Raw genomic sequence first — 17,059 nt, forward strand, 5'->3', positions numbered from 1 at the left:
TTTTTAATTCGTCACAGGAATCCAGACACATGACCCAGGTTACCAACACCCCTTACGAAGCCCTCGAAATCGGCCAGACCGCCAGCTTCAGCAAAACCGTCGAGGAGCGCGACATCCAGCTGTTCGCCGCGATGTCCGGCGACCACAACCCGGTGCACCTGGACGCTGAATACGCCGCCAGCACCATGTTCAAGGAGCGTATCGCCCACGGCATGTTCAGCGGCGCGCTGATCAGTGCCGCGGTCGCCTGCGAGCTGCCTGGACCGGGCACCATCTACATCGGTCAGCAGATGAGCTTCCAGAAGCCGGTGAAGATTGGCGACACCCTGACGGTGCGCCTGGAAATCCTCGAGAAGCTGCCGAAGTTTCGTGTGCGCATTGCCACTCGCGTATTCAACCAGCGCGATGAGCTGGTGGTGGATGGCGAGGCAGAGATCCTGGCGCCACGCAAGCAACAGTCGGTGACCTTGACCGAGTTGCCGCCCATCAGCATCGGTTAAGAGTGATCATTCCCACGCTCCGCGTGGGAATGCCTCAACGGACGCTCCGCGTTCGGTTATTGAATGGACGCGGAGCATCCCGGGCTGCATTCCCACGCAGAGCGTGGGAACGATCACTCCTGCACCTGCACACTCGCCGTCATCCCTGCACTCAGGTTGAGCCCTTCGGGCACCTTGTCCAGCTTGATTCGCACCGGAATCCGTTGCGCCAGCCGAACCCAGTTGAACGTCGGCTCGACTTCCGCCAGCAACTGCCCATCCGGCGTGGTGTTGCGGTCGGTAATCCCCCGGCTGATGCTTTCCACCGTCCCCTGCAAGGCATCCCCGGCGCTCATCAACCAGACTTTCACCGGGTCGCCGACGCGAATCCGTGGCAGCTTGGTTTCTTCGAAATACGCCTGCACATAGAAGGTCGAGTCGTCGATCAAGGCCATGACCGACTGCCCGGCATTCACATAGTTGCCCTGGGCCAGGCGCAGGTTGGTGATGTGCCCGTTGCGCGGGGCGTGGACCTGGCTGCGATCCAGGTTGATTTGCGCGGCCTTGGCTTCGGCCTGGGCTTCACGCAATTCACCCCGGGCGATACCGGCGTTGATCTGCGCGTTTTCCCGCAGCTCGGCACTGATCGCCTGCGGCCCGAGGCTGGCGCGTCGGCTGGCTTCGCGCTCGCGTAGATTGAGTTGCTGCTGGCGCGTCTGCACCACCGCCTGGGCCTTCTCCAGCGCGGCCTCGAAGCGGTCGCGGTCGATGCTCAGCAACAGATCGCCAGCCTTGACCTCTTGGTTGTCGTAAGCCTTGAGCTCACGCACCCACCCCGACACATCCGGGGAAATCACCACCACATCGGCGCGGATGCGCGCGTCGCGGGTCCAGGGGGTCAGCATGTAGTACTGCCACAAATGGATGCCGGCAAAAATCGCCACGGCCACCAGGCACAGGGTGACGGCGACACGTACGGGGGTACGCATGTTCAACTCCTTATAAAGGTCCGAGGACGACGGTGATCACGGTCAATACACAGACGTACAAGGCACAATCGAATAACGCTTCATGCCAGATCCAGCGGCTCACCGGGGTCAGGCGCAACAACAGGCGCAAGGCGCCAGTCACCAGCAGTGCCAGCACCAGGTAAATCAGGAACGGACTGAGCAGCACGCCGCCCACCGACCACTCACGCAAGCCCATGAAGTTCCTCCTGCTGGCGGCACCAGGCACGCCAGCTGTTTTGCAATTGCAGCACCGCGCCCTGGGCCAGCTTCACCGCATCGCTGGGGGGCAACACGTACAGGGTTTGCAGCAACGCTTCGCTGGGTTCGGCCAAGGCCTCGGCGCGACTGCCCGCCGGACCTTGGCGCAGGACATTTTCCAGATCGTCGAGATACCGCCGCTGTGGTGCCGTGACCGGTACCTGCGCCACCGCCAGACTCAAGCGCAGATGCAGCAATTCGTCGCCGATGTCCAGGCCGAGCAAGCCGTCGTCCCAACGACTGCGGGCCGGTTCCGGCAGCTCCGGATAGTGCCGGGCCAGCTGCAGCAAACGGTCGGCCATGCGCCCGCCGAACCAGCTTTCGGCGCCGGCCAGGTTGCGCCTTGTCAGGCGTACCAGGTCGTCAAGCGTAGCCGCCAGCAGACGTCGACCATGCCAGGTCGGGTTGCGCAGGATCAGCAAATGGAACGCCAACACCGCCGCACCAACGCCGATCACCATGGCCTGGGCGCTGTTGAAGAAGGTCGCGACGTCGAACTGCATCTGGTTCAGCGGTGCCACGAGCACAATGAAATGCAGGCAGAACGAAGTGGCCGTGGCGCCAATCTGCGGCTTGGCCATGCCCAGCGCGCCGAAAAACAGCGGCACCCCCATGCCCAGGCAGAGCATGGCGAAACTGCTCCATTGCGGCAGCAGAATCTGCCCGACGATAAACGCCGCCGGAATGGCCAGGAAAATACCCCGCATGAAACTCATGCCGATCTGCGCACCGTTCTCACGACTGGCAAACAAGCTGCAGACCACGCAGGTCAACACCAGGGCACCGGCCGCGGCGGGCCAGGCGGTGGCCAGCCAGAAGCACGACACCACCAGGAAAGCCAAGGCGCTGCGGGCACCGAAGACCAGGGCCAGGGACAGATCGCGATGCGGTGCCAGGGTTCTTGGCGGGTCGAGTGTTTCACTGCCCTGCTCCACCGCTTTCAACGCCGCGTTCGCCGCCATGGCGGTATCCATCAACAAGGTGAAACGGACCAGGCAGTAGCTCTGCGCAGAACTGATGTGCGGATCATGGGAGGCATCGAGCAACCGCGGGCGCAAGGCTTGCAGGGTCGCGCCATCGGCACTGCCCAGCGCCTCCTGCACCTCGTTCATCCACGGCAATAATTGCTCGGACTCCTGGGGCTCCAACTGCTTCCACTGCCGGCGCACCGAACGGGCAATGCGCAACAGCATCAACAGTTTCTGGCTCAGGCCGCTGATGGCCCGCGCGCGCTGTCGGCCTCGGCCGCCTTCGAACCAGGCGTGTTCACGCTGGGCGTCCACCGCGACGATTCTACCGAGAATTTCCAACAAGCCCTTGCGCGCCTGACCATCGCCGGCCAGTGTCGCCCGCGCGGCATTGATGCCGCTTTGCCAGGCTGCCCGGGCCTGGTCCGCCAACTGGCGTTCGACCCGCAGGGGCCAGAGCAAGGCACTGCTGGCCGTGGCGCAGATAATCCCCAGGCTGATTTCCGTGCATCGCGCCACCGCCTGATCGAACACTGTCAGTGGATGATTGATGGCCGGCAAGGCAATGATCGCCACCGTGTAGCCGGCCAGCACAAATGAATAGGACCAGGCGCTGCGCAACAACGTTGAACTGGCGGTACACAGCCCCAGCCACAACGCCAGGGCTAACAGGAATAGCCAGGGTGTCTGGGCGAAGACGCCCATGAACACCACCGACATGATGGTCCCGACCAGTGTGCCCAGCAGCCGTGCCAGGCCTTTTTGCAGGACCATCCCGGACAACGGCTGGGCCACGATGAAAGCTGTCATCAACGCCCATGCCGGCTGCTCCAGGCCCCAGCGCAACGCGAGCCACAGCGCAACGCCCCCGCCGATCAGGGTCTTGATCGCGAATTGCACGGCGCGACGGTCAGGCGCGAACAAAGCCTGCAGGGTGATAGGCACGAATTGGACTCTTGATAAGACGGTTTAACGATAGACGGCTTACGCCGGGCAACTTGAAAAAACAAATTATTAGCTAGCTATCTATCTCCCGTCCAGCAGTAAATCCCCGGCACAAAAAAACGCCAGGCTGGCTGGCGTTTTTGACAGCTAACGAACGCTTAAGAGCGTGCGCGAGCCTGGTTACGCAGGGCTTTTACCTGATCGTGATTGCGCTGTACGCCGTGGTACTGACGCTCAACGACATCGCGAATGCCCACCAGGTTGTGCTTGTTGATCTTTTCCATGGCGTCTCTGTAAGCCTTCATCGCATGGTCTTCACCACGCTCGGCTTCGTTCAGTACAGCCTCTTCGTCCTTGCCGGTGAACATCGACTTCACGTCGACCCAGCGACGGTGCAGATCACCGCTGACACTGGTGGACGTTTCCGGATCGCCACCCATCGAGCGAACAAGGCCCTGCAATTCAGCAGCCGCGCTTGCGCAATCGGCCGAACGTTGCACGAACAAGGTTTTGAGTTCAGGGTGCTTGATGTCTTCAGCGCAAGTCTTGAACCCTTCCTGACCGTCCTTGCAGGTTTCGATCAGGTCGTTGAGTACAGAAATCGCTTCTTTATTCATGTCGGTCATTTTCAATTCCTCGCGGGTTGATGAAAGATGCAATAGGTATTGCACTGGTCATGCCAGCTTGGAATTCATTATTAATTCGTTATTTTTCAATAACTTATACTTTAGGCAAAAATCTGTATCCGTTTTATTTGCATGATCTGTCATTTGGCCTGCATGCAGAATGCCTGTATTTTCCAGACTGATTGATTCAAGACGGCCGATTGATGAACCCTGAAAAGCTCGAACTATTGATTACCCGCCAGATGCCCTTCGGCAAATACAAGGGGCGAATCATCGCCGACCTGCCAGGTCCCTACCTCAACTGGTTCGCCCGGGAGGGTTTTCCCCACGGCGAGTTGGGCGGGTTACTGGCCCTGATGCAGGAAATCGATCACAACGGCTTGTCCGAGCTGCTCGAACCCTTGCGCGCCAAACACGGCAAACCTGCACCCCGTCATTGAACGAGTAACCCATGCCCGATAACACCCGCCGCGCCCGTGATGAAGCCTTCTGGCGCACCTTCGCCGACCGCTACGCTGTCCAGCCTGGCCCGACCAACCTGGAAAACGGTTACTTCGGGCGCATGTCGCGCACGGTGGTCGAGGAATATCAACGCAACATCGAGCTGATCAACCGCAGCAACTCGGTCTACGTGCGCCAGCGTTTCGAACAGGGCGAGAGCCAGAAGATCAGCGCGCTGGTGGCCGGGTTGATCGACGTTGTCGCAGAAAGCGTCGCCCTCACCCGCAACGCGACGGACGGATTGCAATCGTTGATCCGCAACTACAACCTTTTACAACCGGGTGACCAGGTGCTGTTCAGCGATCTGGAATACGACACGGTCAAGAGCGCCATGCGCTGGCTGGCGCGCTACCGCGGCGTTGAAGTCATCGAGATCGAACACCGGCATCCCGCCAGTTTCGACAGCCTGCTGGGCACCTACCGCGAAGCCTTCAAGCGTTACCCGCGACTCAAGCTGATGGCCCTGACCCACGTCACCCACCGCACTGGCCTGGTGATGCCGGTCCAGGCGATTGCCGGCGCCGCCAGGGAACACGGCATCGACGTGATCCTCGACGGTGCCCATGCGCTGGGTCAGTTCGAGTTCGACCTCAAAGAGCTGGGCATCGACTTCGCCGCCTATAACCTGCACAAGTGGATCGGTGCGCCGCTGACCCTGGGCTTCATCCATATCGCTCCAGAGCGCCTTGCCGACATCGACCCGGACATGGGCGAAATGCATTTCCCGGTCACCGACATCCGCGCCCGCACGCCGCACAGCACGCCGAACATACCGGCCTTGCTGACCCTGCCGCTGGTCATCGAGGAACATCATGCGATGGGCGGATCCGCCGCCAAGGGTGCGCGACTCAATTACTTGCGCAACCTGTGGGTGAAGCCTGCACGCGAGCTGCCGGGCATCGAAGTCATGACGCCGGATGACCCACGGTTGTACTGCGGCATCACCTCGATGCGCTTTAACGCACACGCCGACCAACAGCCGCTGGTCGAACGCCTGCTCAACGACTACAACCTGTTCACCGTAGTGCGCAGCGGTGCGGCCTGTGGGCCGTGTATCCGTATCACGCCGGGGCTGACGACTACGGCGGCGGATATGATGGTGTTGACGTCGGCGTTGACGGAATTGCGCTGAGATTACTGTGGGAGCGAGCCTGCAGCATAGAATCTCCCACACGTTTTTTTGCGGGCAAAAAAAAACGGTGCACCGACCAAGCGCACCGTAAAGCCGTAAAGCACACAACGAAGTGTCAGTTGAAGCGGATCAGTCCAGCAGCGCCAAAGCCTCGGCGGTGCATTCCTGAATGCGGGACCAGTCGCCGTTCTTGATCCACTCCGGATCAAGCATCCAGCTACCGCCCACGCACATGACGTTTTTCAATGCCATGTAGCTCTTGATGTTAGCCGGACCCACGCCGCCGGTTGGGCAGAATTTCACTTCGCCGAACGGGCCACCCAGGGCCTTGATGGCCGCGACGCCGCCGCTGACTTCCGCCGGGAACAGCTTGAAGCGGCGATAGCCCAGGCCGTAGCCTTCCATGATGCCCGAGGCATTGCTGATGCCTGGCAACAGTGGAATCGGGCTGGCGACGCTGGCTTCGAGCAGGTCACGGGTGATGCCTGGCGTGACGATGAACTGCGAGCCCGCTGCTTCCGCTGCCGCCAGCATGTGCCGATCCAGCACGGTGCCGGCACCGGTCACCAGCTCCGGACGCTGTTCACGCAGGACCTGGATAGCCTTGAGGCCGAACTGCGAACGCAGGGTGACTTCCAGGGCGGTCAGGCCACCGGCGGCGAGGGCGTCGGCCAGCGGCAGGATGTCCTGCTCGCGAGCAATGGTAATGACCGGCAGGATCCGCGCCTTGGCGCAGAGGCTGTCGATCAGGGCAACTTTGTCCGCCATGGAAACGGTCGGGGATGGGTTTGTCATAGCGGCTGTTCCTTGGCTCATGGGCACCAGTAAATCTCTAACGTGGGTTGCAGAAAGGCGCGAATCGGCAATGCGGCGACATCATCACCGGCCAGTGCCTCATCGAGGGTGGTCAGCTTGGACTGACCGGAAATCGACAGGATCTTGTGTTTGGCCGAAGCCAGCAGCGCACGGCTCATGGTCAGGCGCTGACGCGGCACGGTTGGCGCCAGCATCGGGTAGCAGCGCCGGCTGCCGTCCGCCTGCAGGGCTTCGGCCAGGTTCGGACTGCCGGGGAACAGCGACGCCGTGTGGCCATCGTCACCCATGCCCAGCACCAGCACGTCAATCACCGGCAGCTCGGACAGCAAGCGGTCGGCGTGATCGGCGGCTTGTTCAAGGTTGGCGCTGGCGCTGTACAAACTCAGGAACTGAGCCTTGGCCGCCGGCCCCTGCAACAGGTATTTCTTCAGCAAACCGGCATTGCTGTCGGCGTGCTCGACCGGCACCCAGCGCTCATCGGCCAGGCTGACCACCACGTTCGACCAGTCCAGCGGCTGTTTGGCCAGATGCTGGAAAAAAGCCACTGGGCTGCGGCCACCGGAGACCACCAGGGTCGCCGTGCCTTGGGCTTCAATGGCATCACCCAAGTGCTTGGCCACATTCAGCGCCAGGCTTTCGGCCAGCAGCACCGGGCTCTTGAACGCATGCCCGCTGACGCCCTGGGGCAGTTTCAAATCAGATATCGCCATACCACGACCTCCCGTCCCGCGTGATCAGAGCAATGGAGCTCATCGGCCCCCAGGACCCGGCCGCGTACGGCTTGGGCGCATCACCGGATTTTTTCCACCCGGCGATCAACTGGTCACACCACTTCCACGCGGCTTCGATTTCATCTTTACGGACAAACAGGTTCTGATTGCCGCGCATCACTTCCAGCAACAACCGCTCGTAGGCATCGGGAATCCGTGCGCTGCGCCAGGTGTCGGAAAAATTCAGCTGCAACGGACCGCTGCGCAGCTGCATGCCCTTGTCCAGGCCTTGTTCCTTGGTCATCACGCGCAAGGAAATGCCTTCGTCCGGTTGCAGGCGGATAATCAGCTTGTTGCTGATCTGCAGGCGCTGCTCGGGAGCGAAAATGTAGTGCGACGGTTCCTTGAAGTGGATGACGATCTGCGACAGTTTCTGCGGCATGCGCTTGCCGGTACGCAGGTAAAACGGCACGCCGGCCCAGCGCCAGTTGCGAATGTCGGCACGCAGGGCGACGAAGGTTTCAGTGTCGCTCTGGGTGTTGGAATTGGGTTCTTCCAGGTAACCGGGTACCGGTTTGCCTTCGCTGTAGCCGGCGATGTACTGGCCGCGCACCACTTGGGTGGTCAGGCCTTCCGGGCTGATCGGTGCCAGCGCCTTGAGCACTTTGACTTTCTCGTCGCGGATGCTGTCGGCGGACAGGTCGGCCGGCGGGTCCATGGCGATCAGGCAGAGCAGCTGCAGCAGGTGATTCTGGATCATGTCCCGCAGTTGGCCGGCCTTGTCGAAGTAACCCCAGCGGCCTTCGATACCGACCTTCTCGGCCACAGTGATTTCCACGTGGGAGATGTAGTTCTGGTTCCACTGGGTTTCGAACAGGCTGTTGGCAAAACGCAGGGCGATCAGGTTCTGGACGGTCTCTTTACCCAGGTAGTGGTCGATGCGATAGGTGCGGTTCTCCGGGAAGAACTGCGCCACGGCGTCATTGACCTTGCGCGAGGATTCCAGGTCCGAACCGATGGGTTTTTCCAGCACCACGCGGGTGTTTTCCGCCAGGCCGACCTTGGCCAGGTTTTCGCAAATCGCGCCGTAGACCGCTGCCGGCGTGGCGAAATAGGCAATGACCCGTTGTGCGCTGCCGGCTGCTTCAGCCAGGGCCACGTAGTCTTCGGACTTGAGGAAATCGACGTGCAGGTAGCTCAGGCGTGCGAGGAAGCGCTCGAGCACGGCTTCGTCCAGCTCCTTGGCACCCACGTAGCGGCGCAGTTCGGACGTGATGAACGCCAGGTGCTCCTGCTCGCTGCCAGGCTCCCGGGCCAGCGCGATGATCCGCGTGTCCTCGTGCAAGAGGCCTGCGCCATCGAGTTGATAGAGGGCAGGAAACAACTTTCGCAGGGCCAGATCGCCCAGGGCGCCGAACAAGGCGAAGGTGCACGGTTCAACCGTAATCGAAGGCATGATGTTTGTTCTTTTATCAAGTTAAGCTACAAATACCTTTTTTCAAGGCATCACTCAAGGGAAAATGTAGTAATAACCACAACATTTTCGCAAAATACAGATTCCGTGTGGTGGTCGGTCGGAGCCATCAGTAGGATAGGCCACCGTTACGGGCCTCACCAAAGGCCCTTTTTGCATTAGCCGCGCGCTTATCGGCGCAGGTGTAAAGGATACTTATATGGACCGCGTGCGAAATTTGCTGGAGCAAATCCAGAGTCGCCTTGAAGAGCTGAACAAGGCCGAACGCAAAGTGGCCGAGGTGATCCTGCTCAATCCACAGCAGGCCACCCGCTTCAGCATCGCCGCCCTCGCCCAGGCGGCGTCCGTCAGCGAACCGACGGTCAACCGTTTCTGCCGTTCGTTCGGCGTCAGCGGTTACCCCGAGCTCAAGCTTCAGTTGGCCCAAAGCCTGGCCAGTGGCGCGGCCTATGTCAGCCGTGCGGTCGAGGCTGATGACAATCCTGAAGCCTATACCAAGAAGATTTTCGGCAGCGCCATCGCCTCCCTGGACAGTGCCCTGCAGGCGCTGGACCCGAACCTGATCAGCCGCGCCGTCGACCTGTTGATCCAGGCCCGGCAGATCCACTTCTTCGGCCTCGGCGCCTCGGCCCCGGTGGCGCTGGACGCACAGCACAAGTTCTTCCGCTTCAACCTGGCCGTGACCGCCCATGCCGATGTGCTCATGCAGCGCATGATTGCCTCGGTGGCGCACACGGGCGAGTTGTTCGTGATCATTTCCTACACCGGCCGCACCCGCGAACTGGTGGAAGTGGCGCGCATCGCTCGGGAAAACGGCGCTTCGGTGCTGGGCCTGACTGCCGAGAACTCGCCCCTGGCCAAGGCCAGTACCTTGAGCCTGAACATCCCGCTGCCGGAAGACACTGACATCTACATGCCGATGACTTCGCGGATCATTCAGCTGACCGTGCTGGACGTGCTCGCCACAGGCATGACCTTGCGTCGCGGAGTGGATTTCCAGCCGCATTTGCGCAAGATCAAGGAGAGCTTGAATGCCAGCCGGTATCCGGTAGGTGACGAGTTCAATTAGATCTCTATTGCCGGACCTGGCCTCATCGCTGGCAAGCCCGCTCCTACAGGTTCAGCGTCGGTCGCAGTTTTTGTGCCCGACATGGACACTGTAGGAGCTGGCTTGCCAGCGAAGGGGCCAGCCCGGACACCCCAAGATCCAGAGCTAAACCCCCACTCGCGCCTGCAAACTCAAATGCGCCCGCTCTCCCGGCTTCAGGCACAGGCTATCGGTGCCACCACTCGCAGCCTCCACGCAAACGAATTCGGATATCTCGTTCCAGCTCACGCCCAACAGTGGCCGTGAGCCCGGATGCCAGACTACGGTGTCGGCGCTGGCGCCCGTATCGATGCACAACGCCCGCTCCCAGGCGTGATCGTTGAGCTGCAATTCGCCGTCATGCTGGAACACCCGCTGGCAGCCGCCGTCGACGCGCAACTCGCCTTCCTGCTGGCAAACCTGCCGGTTCAACTGGTCGTAACCTTGCGCACCATCGAGCCCAGACAGCGCTACCTCACCGACGTCACCAATACGCCAGTAAGCGTGCAAAGCCTGGCTCAACTGGCACGGCATGTCGTCCTGATGCTCGGTGCTCAGGCGCAGATCCATGCGCTCACCCAGGAGCGCGTGCAGGTCTACCTGCCAGTCGCACAGCTCCAGCTGCCAATGCAGGCGCACGCCATCGTCATCGCTACGGCTGTCGATCAATTTCCAGTCGAGCAAACGCGCCCACCCGTGGGACGGCCAGGCGTTTTCGCTCGGATGACGGCCGTACCATGGCCAGCACACCGGCACGCCACCGCGAATGGCCCCGACCTGCGGCCACTTCGCCGCGCACCACAGCCAGGGTTTCTGGCCCTTGGGCTGAAAGTGCAGCAACTGCGCGCCCTGGCGACTGAACACCGCCTGACACAGCGGATGATCGATCACCAACACGTCGCGCTTCTGATAGCGCTCCCACGCAAACACCGGCCGTTCACGCAAGGATTTGAAGAAGCGTTGTAGCGGATGCTCAAGCATGTGCCACGGTCCTGAAAATCATCTGTTACCGGGGTGCGCGGCCCGCAAAAAAAAGCGGACAGCCATGGCCGTCCGCAAAATGCGCACAGGGAGAGGAGCTTATCGCAGTCGCGTTAGAACACCGACTGAATTTTCAGGCCGGCGACCAAAGCGTCATCGACTTCATCCACGCCACCTGGGTGAGTGATGTACTGCAGGTTGGGACGCACGGTCAGCCAGTTGGTCACGTGGAAGCCGTAGTTGAGTTCGTAGTTGTATTCGGTGTCGCGCAGCGGCGAGAACAGCGGATCGTTGTAGTCGCTGACGCCATTGGAGGCGTTGACCAATTGGGCGTTTTTCTTCACGTCGTCGTTGACATGGATACGGGCGAAACCGATCCCCATGTCATCTTTCGGACGCGCATCGAACGGGCCTTTGTACACAAACATCAGCGACTGGTAGTTGTCGACGATGTTGGTGTCCTTGTCGTGGAACGTGGCGTTGGCGGCGATGTTCAGACCGCGGGTGGCATCACCGTTGTGGCTGGTGAGTTGCTGTTGCGCCACGAACCAGTAGCCGTGCTTGCTGCTGTGGCTGCGATAGGCGTTACCGCTGGTGGCCGCATTGTTGCCGTTGTCGTCTTCAAGGACATCGTCGGCGCTGGCCGTGCTTTTGTAGTAACCGACACGGTATTCGCCCGGCAGTTTGTTGGGGTTAGGCAACCAGACCAACTCCACCGGCAGCACGGTGCCTTCGGTACCGCTACCGCTAAGCTTGAAGCCGTTGCCGTGCTCCAGTTGGCTCGGGTTCTGGTTGTACGCACCAATCTGCGCATACCACTCAGGCGAGAAGTTGTACTTCACGCGGATCGCGGCCTGGCTGACCGGCCAGTTGTACCAGATGTTGGTGGCCCAGTTGCCCACCTGGGAGCCGCAGAACGCCAGGTTCTGGAATTCGCACGGGAAGGTGTTGAAGTCTTCACCTTCACCGAAGTAACCGGCCTTGATGTCGAGCTTGTTGTCGAAGAACTGGTGCTTGATCCACAGTTGGGTCAGCCGGACCATGTGCCCACGGCCGTAGACTTCCTGGGAGGAGCTCAACGTGCCGGCACGCGGGTCGCCGATACGATCATTGGAGATGTTCTCGCCGTTACGGTTGGTGAGCTGGATCTTGGCCTGGGTGTTGTCCCAGCCGAACAGTTTCTCCAGGTCCAGTGCCGCGCCCAGGCCAAACTGGTCGCTGTAGCGAGCGGTCTTGTCATCGTTGAAGCCGCCGTGGAGGTTACCGCCCACTTCACCGACGTAGTCCATCTTGATGTCGATGCCCTGCTCGATCAGCTTGGTCCGCTCGCCACCCCAGTCGCCCGTCATCCACTCCGAATCCGGGCTAAACGCTTCAGCCGCGTGCACGCTACCGGCCAGGCTCAGCGCAGCAATCGCTGACAACCGGCAGATTCGCTGAGCGTTGTTGTTCTTTTTCATCCCTACATCCTCGTCTTATTGTTATTAACTTTTGTTTTTCTAACGCGGTTACGACGGTTACCCCCTGTAGGAGCTGGCTTGCCAGCGAAGCAGGCGACGCGGCGTATCAGGCACACCGCCTTCGCCGGCAAGCCGGCTCCTACAATGATCTTCAGCGGCCTTTGAACTGGGCTACGTTGGCGCTGTGTGATTCGGTTTTCGGCGCGCCAGCCACCCCCAGGCGCTCCCCGGTCTTGGCATCGAACAGCAGCACTTTCGCCGGATCGAATTGCAACGTCAGGGTCTCGCCCACTTGCGGCGCCACGTCCGGCGCCAGGCGGCAGCAGACCTTGGTGTCGTTGAGATTGACGAACACCAGGGTGTCCGGCCCCGTCGGCTCGGTGACCTGCACTTCGGCGCGAATGCTCGGCAGGCCGTTGGGTTCGCCATTGGCCAGCACGATCTGTTCCGGACGCATGCCGAGGATCACTTCGCGGTCTTCAAGGCCTGCGTCCTGCATGCCCAGCGGCAGCTCGCAACGGGCCTGGCCGCTGTCGAGCAGCGCCAGCAGGCGACCGTCCTTGCGCTGCAGGCGCAGGGGGATGAAGTTCATCGGCGGCGAGCCGATGAAGCTCGCCACGAACAGGTTGGCCGGGTTGTTGTAGATGTCCTTCGGCGTGCCGAACTGCTGGATGATCCCGTCCTTCATCACCGCCACCTTGTCGCCCAGGGTCATGGCTTCGATCTGGTCGTGGGTCACGTAGACCGTGGTGGTTTTCAGGCGCTGGTGCATCAGTTTCATTTCGGTGCGCATCTCGACCCGCAGCTTGGCGTCGAGGTTGGACAGCGGTTCGTCGAACAGATAGATCTTCGGCCGCCGCGCCAGCGCACGGCCCATCGCCACGCGCTGTTGCTGGCCACCGGAGAGTTGCCCGGGCTTGCGGCCGAGCAGGTGTTCGATCTGCAGCAACTTGGACACCCGGGCGACTTCTTCGTCGATTTCGGCGGTCGGCATTTTGCGGATCTTCAGGCCGAAGGCGATGTTGTCGCGCACGCTCATGGTCGGGTACAGCGCGTAGGACTGGAACACCATGGCGATGTCGCGATCTTTCGGGCTCATGCCGCTGATGTCGGCGTCGTCCACCAGGATCGCCCCGCCGCTGATGGTTTCCAAGCCGGCGATGCAGTTCATCAGCGTGGATTTACCGCAGCCCGAGGGGCCGACCAGGATCAGGAATTCCCCATCATCGATCTTCAACTCGATGTTTTTCAGGGTGTCCGGCAAACCGGCGCCGTAAGTCTTGTTGACGTTGCGTAATTCGAGAGTTGCCATCTTCTACCCCTTGACCGCGCCGGACGTCAGCCCACGCAGGAAATACTTGCCAGCGAATATGTAGACCAGCAGTGTCGGCAGCCCGGCGATCATCGCGGCGGCCATATCAACGTTGTATTCCTTGGCCCCGGTGCTGGTGTTGACCAGGTTGTTCAGGGCCACGGTAATTGGCTGGGCATCGCCACTGGCGAAGACCACGCCGAACAGGAAGTCATTCCAGATCTGGGTGAACTGCCAGATCAGGCAGACCATCACGATCGGGATCGACATCGGCAGCAGGATCTTCCAGAAGATCGTGAAGAAGCCCGCGCCATCGAGCCGCGCGGCCTTCACCAGCGCATCCGGAATGCTCACGTAGTAGTTGCGGAAGAACAGCGTGGTGAACGCCAGGCCATAGACCACGTGCACCAGCACCAGGCCGGTCGTGGTGTTGGCCAGGCCGAACTTGCCGAGGGTGAACGAGGCCGGTAACAGCACGGTCTGGAACGGCAGGAAGCAACCGAACAGCAGCAGGCCGAAGAACAGTTGCGAGCCACGGAAGCGCCACATCGACAGCACATAGCCGTTCATTGCACCGATAAACGTGGAGATCAGAACCGCTGGCACGGTGATCTTCACCGAGTTCCAGAAGTAGCCGCCGACCACGTCCCAGGCCTTGATCCAGCCGATGCCGTCAATCACGGTCGGCCAACTCAGCAGGTTGCCGGTGCGGATGTCTTCCGGAGATTTGAAACTGGTCAGCAGCATCACGATCAGCGGGATCAGGTACACCGCCGCTGCCAACAGGAGGGTGGCGTAGATCGCCACGCGGCTGAAGCTCAGGGTTGGTTTGCCGAGTTGATTAGTCATGGCGTTTGCCTCGCAGCTCGGAGTACAGGTACGGCACGAGAATGGTCAGCACGGCGCCGAGCATCAGCATGGCGCTGGCCGAACCGATGCCCATCTGGCCACGGCTGAAGGTGAAGGAGTACATGAACATTGCCGGCAGGTCGGACGAATAACCGGGACCGCCCGCGGTCATCGCCGCCACCAGGTCGAAGCTCTTGATCGCGATGTGCGCGAGGATCATGAAGGCGCTGAAGAACACCGGGCGCAAGCTCGGCAGCACGATCTTGAGGTAGATGGTCGGCAGGCTCGCACCGTCGACTTGCGCGGCACGGATGATCGACTGATCGACACCGCGCAGGCCGGCGAGGAACATCGCCATGACAAACCCCGAGGCTTGCCACACGGCGGCGATCACCAGGCAGTAGACCACGCGATCCTGATCCACCAGCCAGTCCAGACGAAAGCCTTCCCAGCCCCAGTCACGCAGCATCTTGTCCAGGCCCAGGCCGGGGTTGAGCAGCCACTTCCACGCGGTACCGGTGACGATCATCGACAGTGCCATCGGGTACAGGTAGACGGTGCGAATGAAGCCTTCCTTGCGAATGCGCTGGTCCAGCAGCACGGCGAGGAACACGCCCAGCACCAGGCTGATGCCGATGAACATGCCGCCGAACAGCGCCAGGTTCTTGCTCGCGACCCACCAGCGGTCGTTGTCCATCAGGCGCATGTATTGCTGCAGGCCGACCCACTTGTAGCTCGGCATGAAGCTGGAATTGGTGAAGGACAGTATGAATGTCCAGATGATGTAACCGTAGAAGCCAACCAACACGATCAGCATGCTCGGCGCGAGTACCAACTTGGGTAACCAGCGTTGCAGCGCATCGAACGGTGAGGCTTTGCTGAAAACCGCCACAGAGCTCATCGGGATAATCCAGTGAAGAGAATTGAGTCGACACGGTGATCCCCTGTGGGAGCGGGCTTGCTCGCGAATGCGGACTGACATTCAACATCAATGTCGATTGATACACCGCTTTCGCCAGCAAGCCCGATCCCACATGGGGTCAGGCTGTGTCAGGAGTTATTGGGCTGCTTTGACCGCCGACGCCAGTTGGGCGCTGGCCTTGGCCGGGTCTGCGTCCTTGTCGTTCATGAAGTTGGTGACCACGTCGAAGATCGCGCCCTGAACGGCCAGGGAGGTGGCCATGTTGTGCGCCATGCTCGGTTGCAGGCCGCCGGTCTTGTCGTCCGCCAGGAAGTCCTTGGCCGCGGTTTGCGCGCAGGAATCGAAGCCGAGCTTGTCCATCTCGTTCAGCATGTCGGTGCGTACCGGGATCGAACCCTTGTTGATGCTGAAGACTTTCTGGAAGTCGGTACCCAAGGCGACCTTGGCCAGGTCTTGCTGGGCAGCGATGTCACCCTTGCGATCGGCTTTCAACTTGAACACCGCCAGGGAGTCGATGTTGTAGGTGAAGGCTTTTTCGGTGCCCGGGAACGCCACGCACTGGTAGTCCTTGCCGGCGACTTTCTTCGCCGCGGTCCACTCGCTTTTCGCCCAGTCGCCCATCATCTGCATGCCGGCCTTGCCGTTGATGACGTCGGCGGCGGCGATGTTCCAGTCACGACCGGCGCGGTTCGGGTCCATGTAGCCGGTGATCTTTTTCAGCTCGGCGAACGACTTGGTCATTTCCGGCCCGGAGAGGGTTTTCTGGTCCAGGTCGACCAGGGCTTTCTTGTAACCGTCAGCGCCCATGACCGACAGCACTACGTCTTCGAAGACGGTGCTGTCCTGCCAAGGCTGGCCGCCGTGGGCAAGCGCGATGAAGCCTGCTGCCTTGAGCTTGTCGCCAGCGGCATAAAATTCTTCGAGGGTGGTCGGGGCCTTGTCGATCCCGGCTTTCTTGAACACTTCAGGGTTGATCCACAGCCAGTTGACGCGGTGGATGTTCACCGGCACGGCCACGTAGTCGCCCTCGTACTTCACGGTGTCGGAGACTTTTTTCGACAGCAGGCCATCCCAGTTTTCCGACTTGGCGACTTCTGTCAGCGTGTCGGTGGCGAGCAAGCCCGTGCTGCCCCACTCCTGGATGTCCGGTCCTTTGATTTGCGCGACGCCCGGCGGGTTACCCGCCACGGCGCGGCTCTTGAGTACGGTCATGGCCGTGGAACCGCCACCACCGGCGACTGCGCCGTCCTTCCAGGTGAAACCGTCTTTTTCGACTTGAGCCTTGAGCACATCGACCGCTGCTTTCTCACCACCCGAGGTCCACCAGTGAACGACTTCCACGGAACCTTTGGATTCGGCGGCAAGCACACTGAGAGGAAGCGCAGACAGGGAGGCGAGAGAAATGACAGTAGCGAGGCGAGAAATCGCATTCATCGAGAAGTACCTTTCTTGTTGTTATGCATGCAAGTCTGGTGCTTGCGCTGCAGAAGATTTTAAACAGGGGACGGCCCTTCGCAGGTAACGAAGGG

Annotated in this window: 17 protein-coding genes; 4 read left to right on the top strand and 13 right to left on the bottom strand. The window is 60.8% G+C overall.

The genetic code is table 11. The features are described 5' to 3' along the window. Positions 1-29 precede the first annotated feature (29 nt). A complete protein-coding gene (locus BKX96_RS14200) occupies positions 30-500 on the top strand; it encodes a MaoC family dehydratase (protein ID WP_046816629.1) in 471 nt (156 codons plus the stop codon). 113 nt (positions 501-613) lie between these two features. On the opposite strand, the gene BKX96_RS14205 is transcribed toward BKX96_RS14200, so the two are convergent. The 4 genes from BKX96_RS14205 to BKX96_RS14220 form a co-directional block, all read right to left on the bottom strand. Further along, positions 614-1,468 carry an efflux RND transporter periplasmic adaptor subunit gene (locus tag BKX96_RS14205; RefSeq protein ID WP_046816628.1) on the bottom strand — a complete coding sequence of 285 codons (855 nt, stop codon included), beginning with the start codon at positions 1,466-1,468 and terminating at the stop codon, positions 614-616. 10 nt (positions 1,469-1,478) lie between these two features. Then, on the bottom strand, positions 1,479-1,685 hold the full coding sequence (locus BKX96_RS14210) for a DUF1656 domain-containing protein (protein WP_046816627.1): 207 nt from the start codon (positions 1,683-1,685) through the stop codon (positions 1,479-1,481). Further along, positions 1,672-3,660, bottom strand: a complete 1,989-nt coding sequence (locus tag BKX96_RS14215) for an FUSC family protein (protein ID WP_077184313.1) — start codon at positions 3,658-3,660, stop codon at positions 1,672-1,674. The genes BKX96_RS14210 and BKX96_RS14215 overlap by 14 nt, the downstream gene beginning before the upstream one ends. A 158-nt stretch (positions 3,661-3,818) precedes the next feature. After that, positions 3,819-4,286, bottom strand: coding sequence for a ferritin-like domain-containing protein (locus BKX96_RS14220; RefSeq protein ID WP_046816625.1), 468 nt, complete (start codon positions 4,284-4,286; stop codon positions 3,819-3,821). A gap of 203 nt (positions 4,287-4,489) precedes the next feature. Here BKX96_RS14220 and BKX96_RS14225 point away from each other — a divergent pair, with 203 nt between their 5' ends. Both BKX96_RS14225 and BKX96_RS14230 read left to right on the top strand, forming a co-directional pair. Beyond that, positions 4,490-4,726, top strand: coding sequence for a DUF3820 family protein (locus tag BKX96_RS14225; RefSeq protein ID WP_008056784.1), 237 nt, complete (start codon positions 4,490-4,492; stop codon positions 4,724-4,726). 11 nt (positions 4,727-4,737) lie between these two features. Next, positions 4,738-5,919, top strand: coding sequence for an aminotransferase class V-fold PLP-dependent enzyme (locus tag BKX96_RS14230; RefSeq protein ID WP_077184316.1), 1,182 nt, complete (start codon positions 4,738-4,740; stop codon positions 5,917-5,919). Positions 5,920-6,048: 129 nt separating this feature from the next. Here the strand turns inward: BKX96_RS14230 and BKX96_RS14235 are convergent, their stop codons facing one another. From BKX96_RS14235 to zwf, 3 genes are read right to left on the bottom strand one after another with little or no spacing between them, the layout of a single operon-like run. Beyond that, entirely contained in the window at positions 6,049-6,714 is a 666-nt protein-coding gene (locus BKX96_RS14235) for a bifunctional 4-hydroxy-2-oxoglutarate aldolase/2-dehydro-3-deoxy-phosphogluconate aldolase (protein ID WP_046816622.1), read from the bottom strand. 17 nt (positions 6,715-6,731) lie between these two features. Continuing rightward, entirely contained in the window at positions 6,732-7,445 is a 714-nt protein-coding gene (gene pgl / locus BKX96_RS14240) for a 6-phosphogluconolactonase (RefSeq protein ID WP_046816621.1), read from the bottom strand. Next, positions 7,432-8,901, bottom strand: coding sequence for a glucose-6-phosphate dehydrogenase (gene zwf, locus BKX96_RS14245; RefSeq protein WP_046816620.1), 1,470 nt, complete (start codon positions 8,899-8,901; stop codon positions 7,432-7,434). The genes pgl and zwf overlap by 14 nt, the downstream gene beginning before the upstream one ends. 226 nt (positions 8,902-9,127) lie before the next feature. Here zwf and BKX96_RS14250 point away from each other — a divergent pair, with 226 nt between their 5' ends. After that, positions 9,128-9,988, top strand: a complete 861-nt coding sequence (locus BKX96_RS14250; RefSeq protein ID WP_173668879.1) for a MurR/RpiR family transcriptional regulator — start codon at positions 9,128-9,130, stop codon at positions 9,986-9,988. Between the two features lie 144 nt (positions 9,989-10,132). Here the strand turns inward: BKX96_RS14250 and BKX96_RS14255 are convergent, their stop codons facing one another. The 6 genes from BKX96_RS14255 to BKX96_RS14280 all read right to left on the bottom strand — a co-directional run bounded on the left by BKX96_RS14255 (position 10,133) and on the right by BKX96_RS14280 (position 16,964). Further along, on the bottom strand, positions 10,133-10,987 hold the full coding sequence (locus BKX96_RS14255) for a D-hexose-6-phosphate mutarotase (protein ID WP_046816618.1): 855 nt from the start codon (positions 10,985-10,987) through the stop codon (positions 10,133-10,135). A gap of 113 nt (positions 10,988-11,100) precedes the next feature. Next, positions 11,101-12,447, bottom strand: coding sequence for a carbohydrate porin (locus tag BKX96_RS14260; RefSeq protein WP_046816617.1), 1,347 nt, complete (start codon positions 12,445-12,447; stop codon positions 11,101-11,103). A 151-nt stretch (positions 12,448-12,598) separates the two neighbouring features. Then, entirely contained in the window at positions 12,599-13,759 is a 1,161-nt protein-coding gene (locus tag BKX96_RS14265; RefSeq protein ID WP_046816616.1) for an ABC transporter ATP-binding protein, read from the bottom strand. A 3-nt stretch (positions 13,760-13,762) separates the two neighbouring features. Then, the gene (locus BKX96_RS14270; RefSeq protein ID WP_046816615.1) at positions 13,763-14,608 is read right to left on the bottom strand and encodes a carbohydrate ABC transporter permease; all 846 of its coding nucleotides are present in this window, start codon (positions 14,606-14,608) and stop codon (positions 13,763-13,765) included. Continuing rightward, positions 14,601-15,509 (bottom strand): carbohydrate ABC transporter permease, encoded by a 909-nt coding sequence (locus tag BKX96_RS14275; protein ID WP_008032969.1) that lies wholly within the window; start codon positions 15,507-15,509, stop codon positions 14,601-14,603. The genes BKX96_RS14270 and BKX96_RS14275 overlap by 8 nt, the downstream gene beginning before the upstream one ends. A gap of 156 nt (positions 15,510-15,665) precedes the next feature. Continuing rightward, entirely contained in the window at positions 15,666-16,964 is a 1,299-nt protein-coding gene (locus tag BKX96_RS14280) for an ABC transporter substrate-binding protein (RefSeq protein WP_046816614.1), read from the bottom strand. Positions 16,965-17,059: the final 95 nt, after the last annotated feature.

The sequence above is a fragment of the Pseudomonas putida genome (assembly GCF_001976065.1).
In the GTDB taxonomy this organism is placed as follows: domain Bacteria; phylum Pseudomonadota; class Gammaproteobacteria; order Pseudomonadales; family Pseudomonadaceae; genus Aquipseudomonas; species Aquipseudomonas serbica.

What these genes read in the sequence shown, in the direction of transcription:
- BKX96_RS14235 (WP_046816622.1), bottom strand. Translation starts at nt 6,714, where the DNA reads ATGACAAACCCATCCCCGACCGTTTCCATGGCGGACAAAGTTGCCCTG.
- BKX96_RS14230 (WP_077184316.1), top strand. Translation starts at nt 4,738, where the DNA reads ATGCCCGATAACACCCGCCGCGCCCGTGATGAAGCCTTCTGGCGCACC.
- BKX96_RS14270 (WP_046816615.1), bottom strand. Translation starts at nt 14,608, where the DNA reads ATGACTAATCAACTCGGCAAACCAACCCTGAGCTTCAGCCGCGTGGCG.
- BKX96_RS14200 (WP_046816629.1), top strand. Translation starts at nt 30, where the DNA reads ATGACCCAGGTTACCAACACCCCTTACGAAGCCCTCGAAATCGGCCAG.
- BKX96_RS14275 (WP_008032969.1), bottom strand. Translation starts at nt 15,509, where the DNA reads ATGAGCTCTGTGGCGGTTTTCAGCAAAGCCTCACCGTTCGATGCGCTG.
- zwf (WP_046816620.1), bottom strand. Translation starts at nt 8,901, where the DNA reads ATGCCTTCGATTACGGTTGAACCGTGCACCTTCGCCTTGTTCGGCGCC.
- BKX96_RS14265 (WP_046816616.1), bottom strand. Translation starts at nt 13,759, where the DNA reads ATGGCAACTCTCGAATTACGCAACGTCAACAAGACTTACGGCGCCGGT.
- pgl (WP_046816621.1), bottom strand. Translation starts at nt 7,445, where the DNA reads ATGGCGATATCTGATTTGAAACTGCCCCAGGGCGTCAGCGGGCATGCG.
- BKX96_RS14225 (WP_008056784.1), top strand. Translation starts at nt 4,490, where the DNA reads ATGAACCCTGAAAAGCTCGAACTATTGATTACCCGCCAGATGCCCTTC.
- BKX96_RS14220 (WP_046816625.1), bottom strand. Translation starts at nt 4,286, where the DNA reads ATGACCGACATGAATAAAGAAGCGATTTCTGTACTCAACGACCTGATC.
- BKX96_RS14280 (WP_046816614.1), bottom strand. Translation starts at nt 16,964, where the DNA reads ATGAATGCGATTTCTCGCCTCGCTACTGTCATTTCTCTCGCCTCCCTG.
- BKX96_RS14210 (WP_046816627.1), bottom strand. Translation starts at nt 1,685, where the DNA reads ATGGGCTTGCGTGAGTGGTCGGTGGGCGGCGTGCTGCTCAGTCCGTTC.
- BKX96_RS14205 (WP_046816628.1), bottom strand. Translation starts at nt 1,468, where the DNA reads ATGCGTACCCCCGTACGTGTCGCCGTCACCCTGTGCCTGGTGGCCGTG.
- BKX96_RS14255 (WP_046816618.1), bottom strand. Translation starts at nt 10,987, where the DNA reads ATGCTTGAGCATCCGCTACAACGCTTCTTCAAATCCTTGCGTGAACGG.
- BKX96_RS14260 (WP_046816617.1), bottom strand. Translation starts at nt 12,447, where the DNA reads ATGAAAAAGAACAACAACGCTCAGCGAATCTGCCGGTTGTCAGCGATT.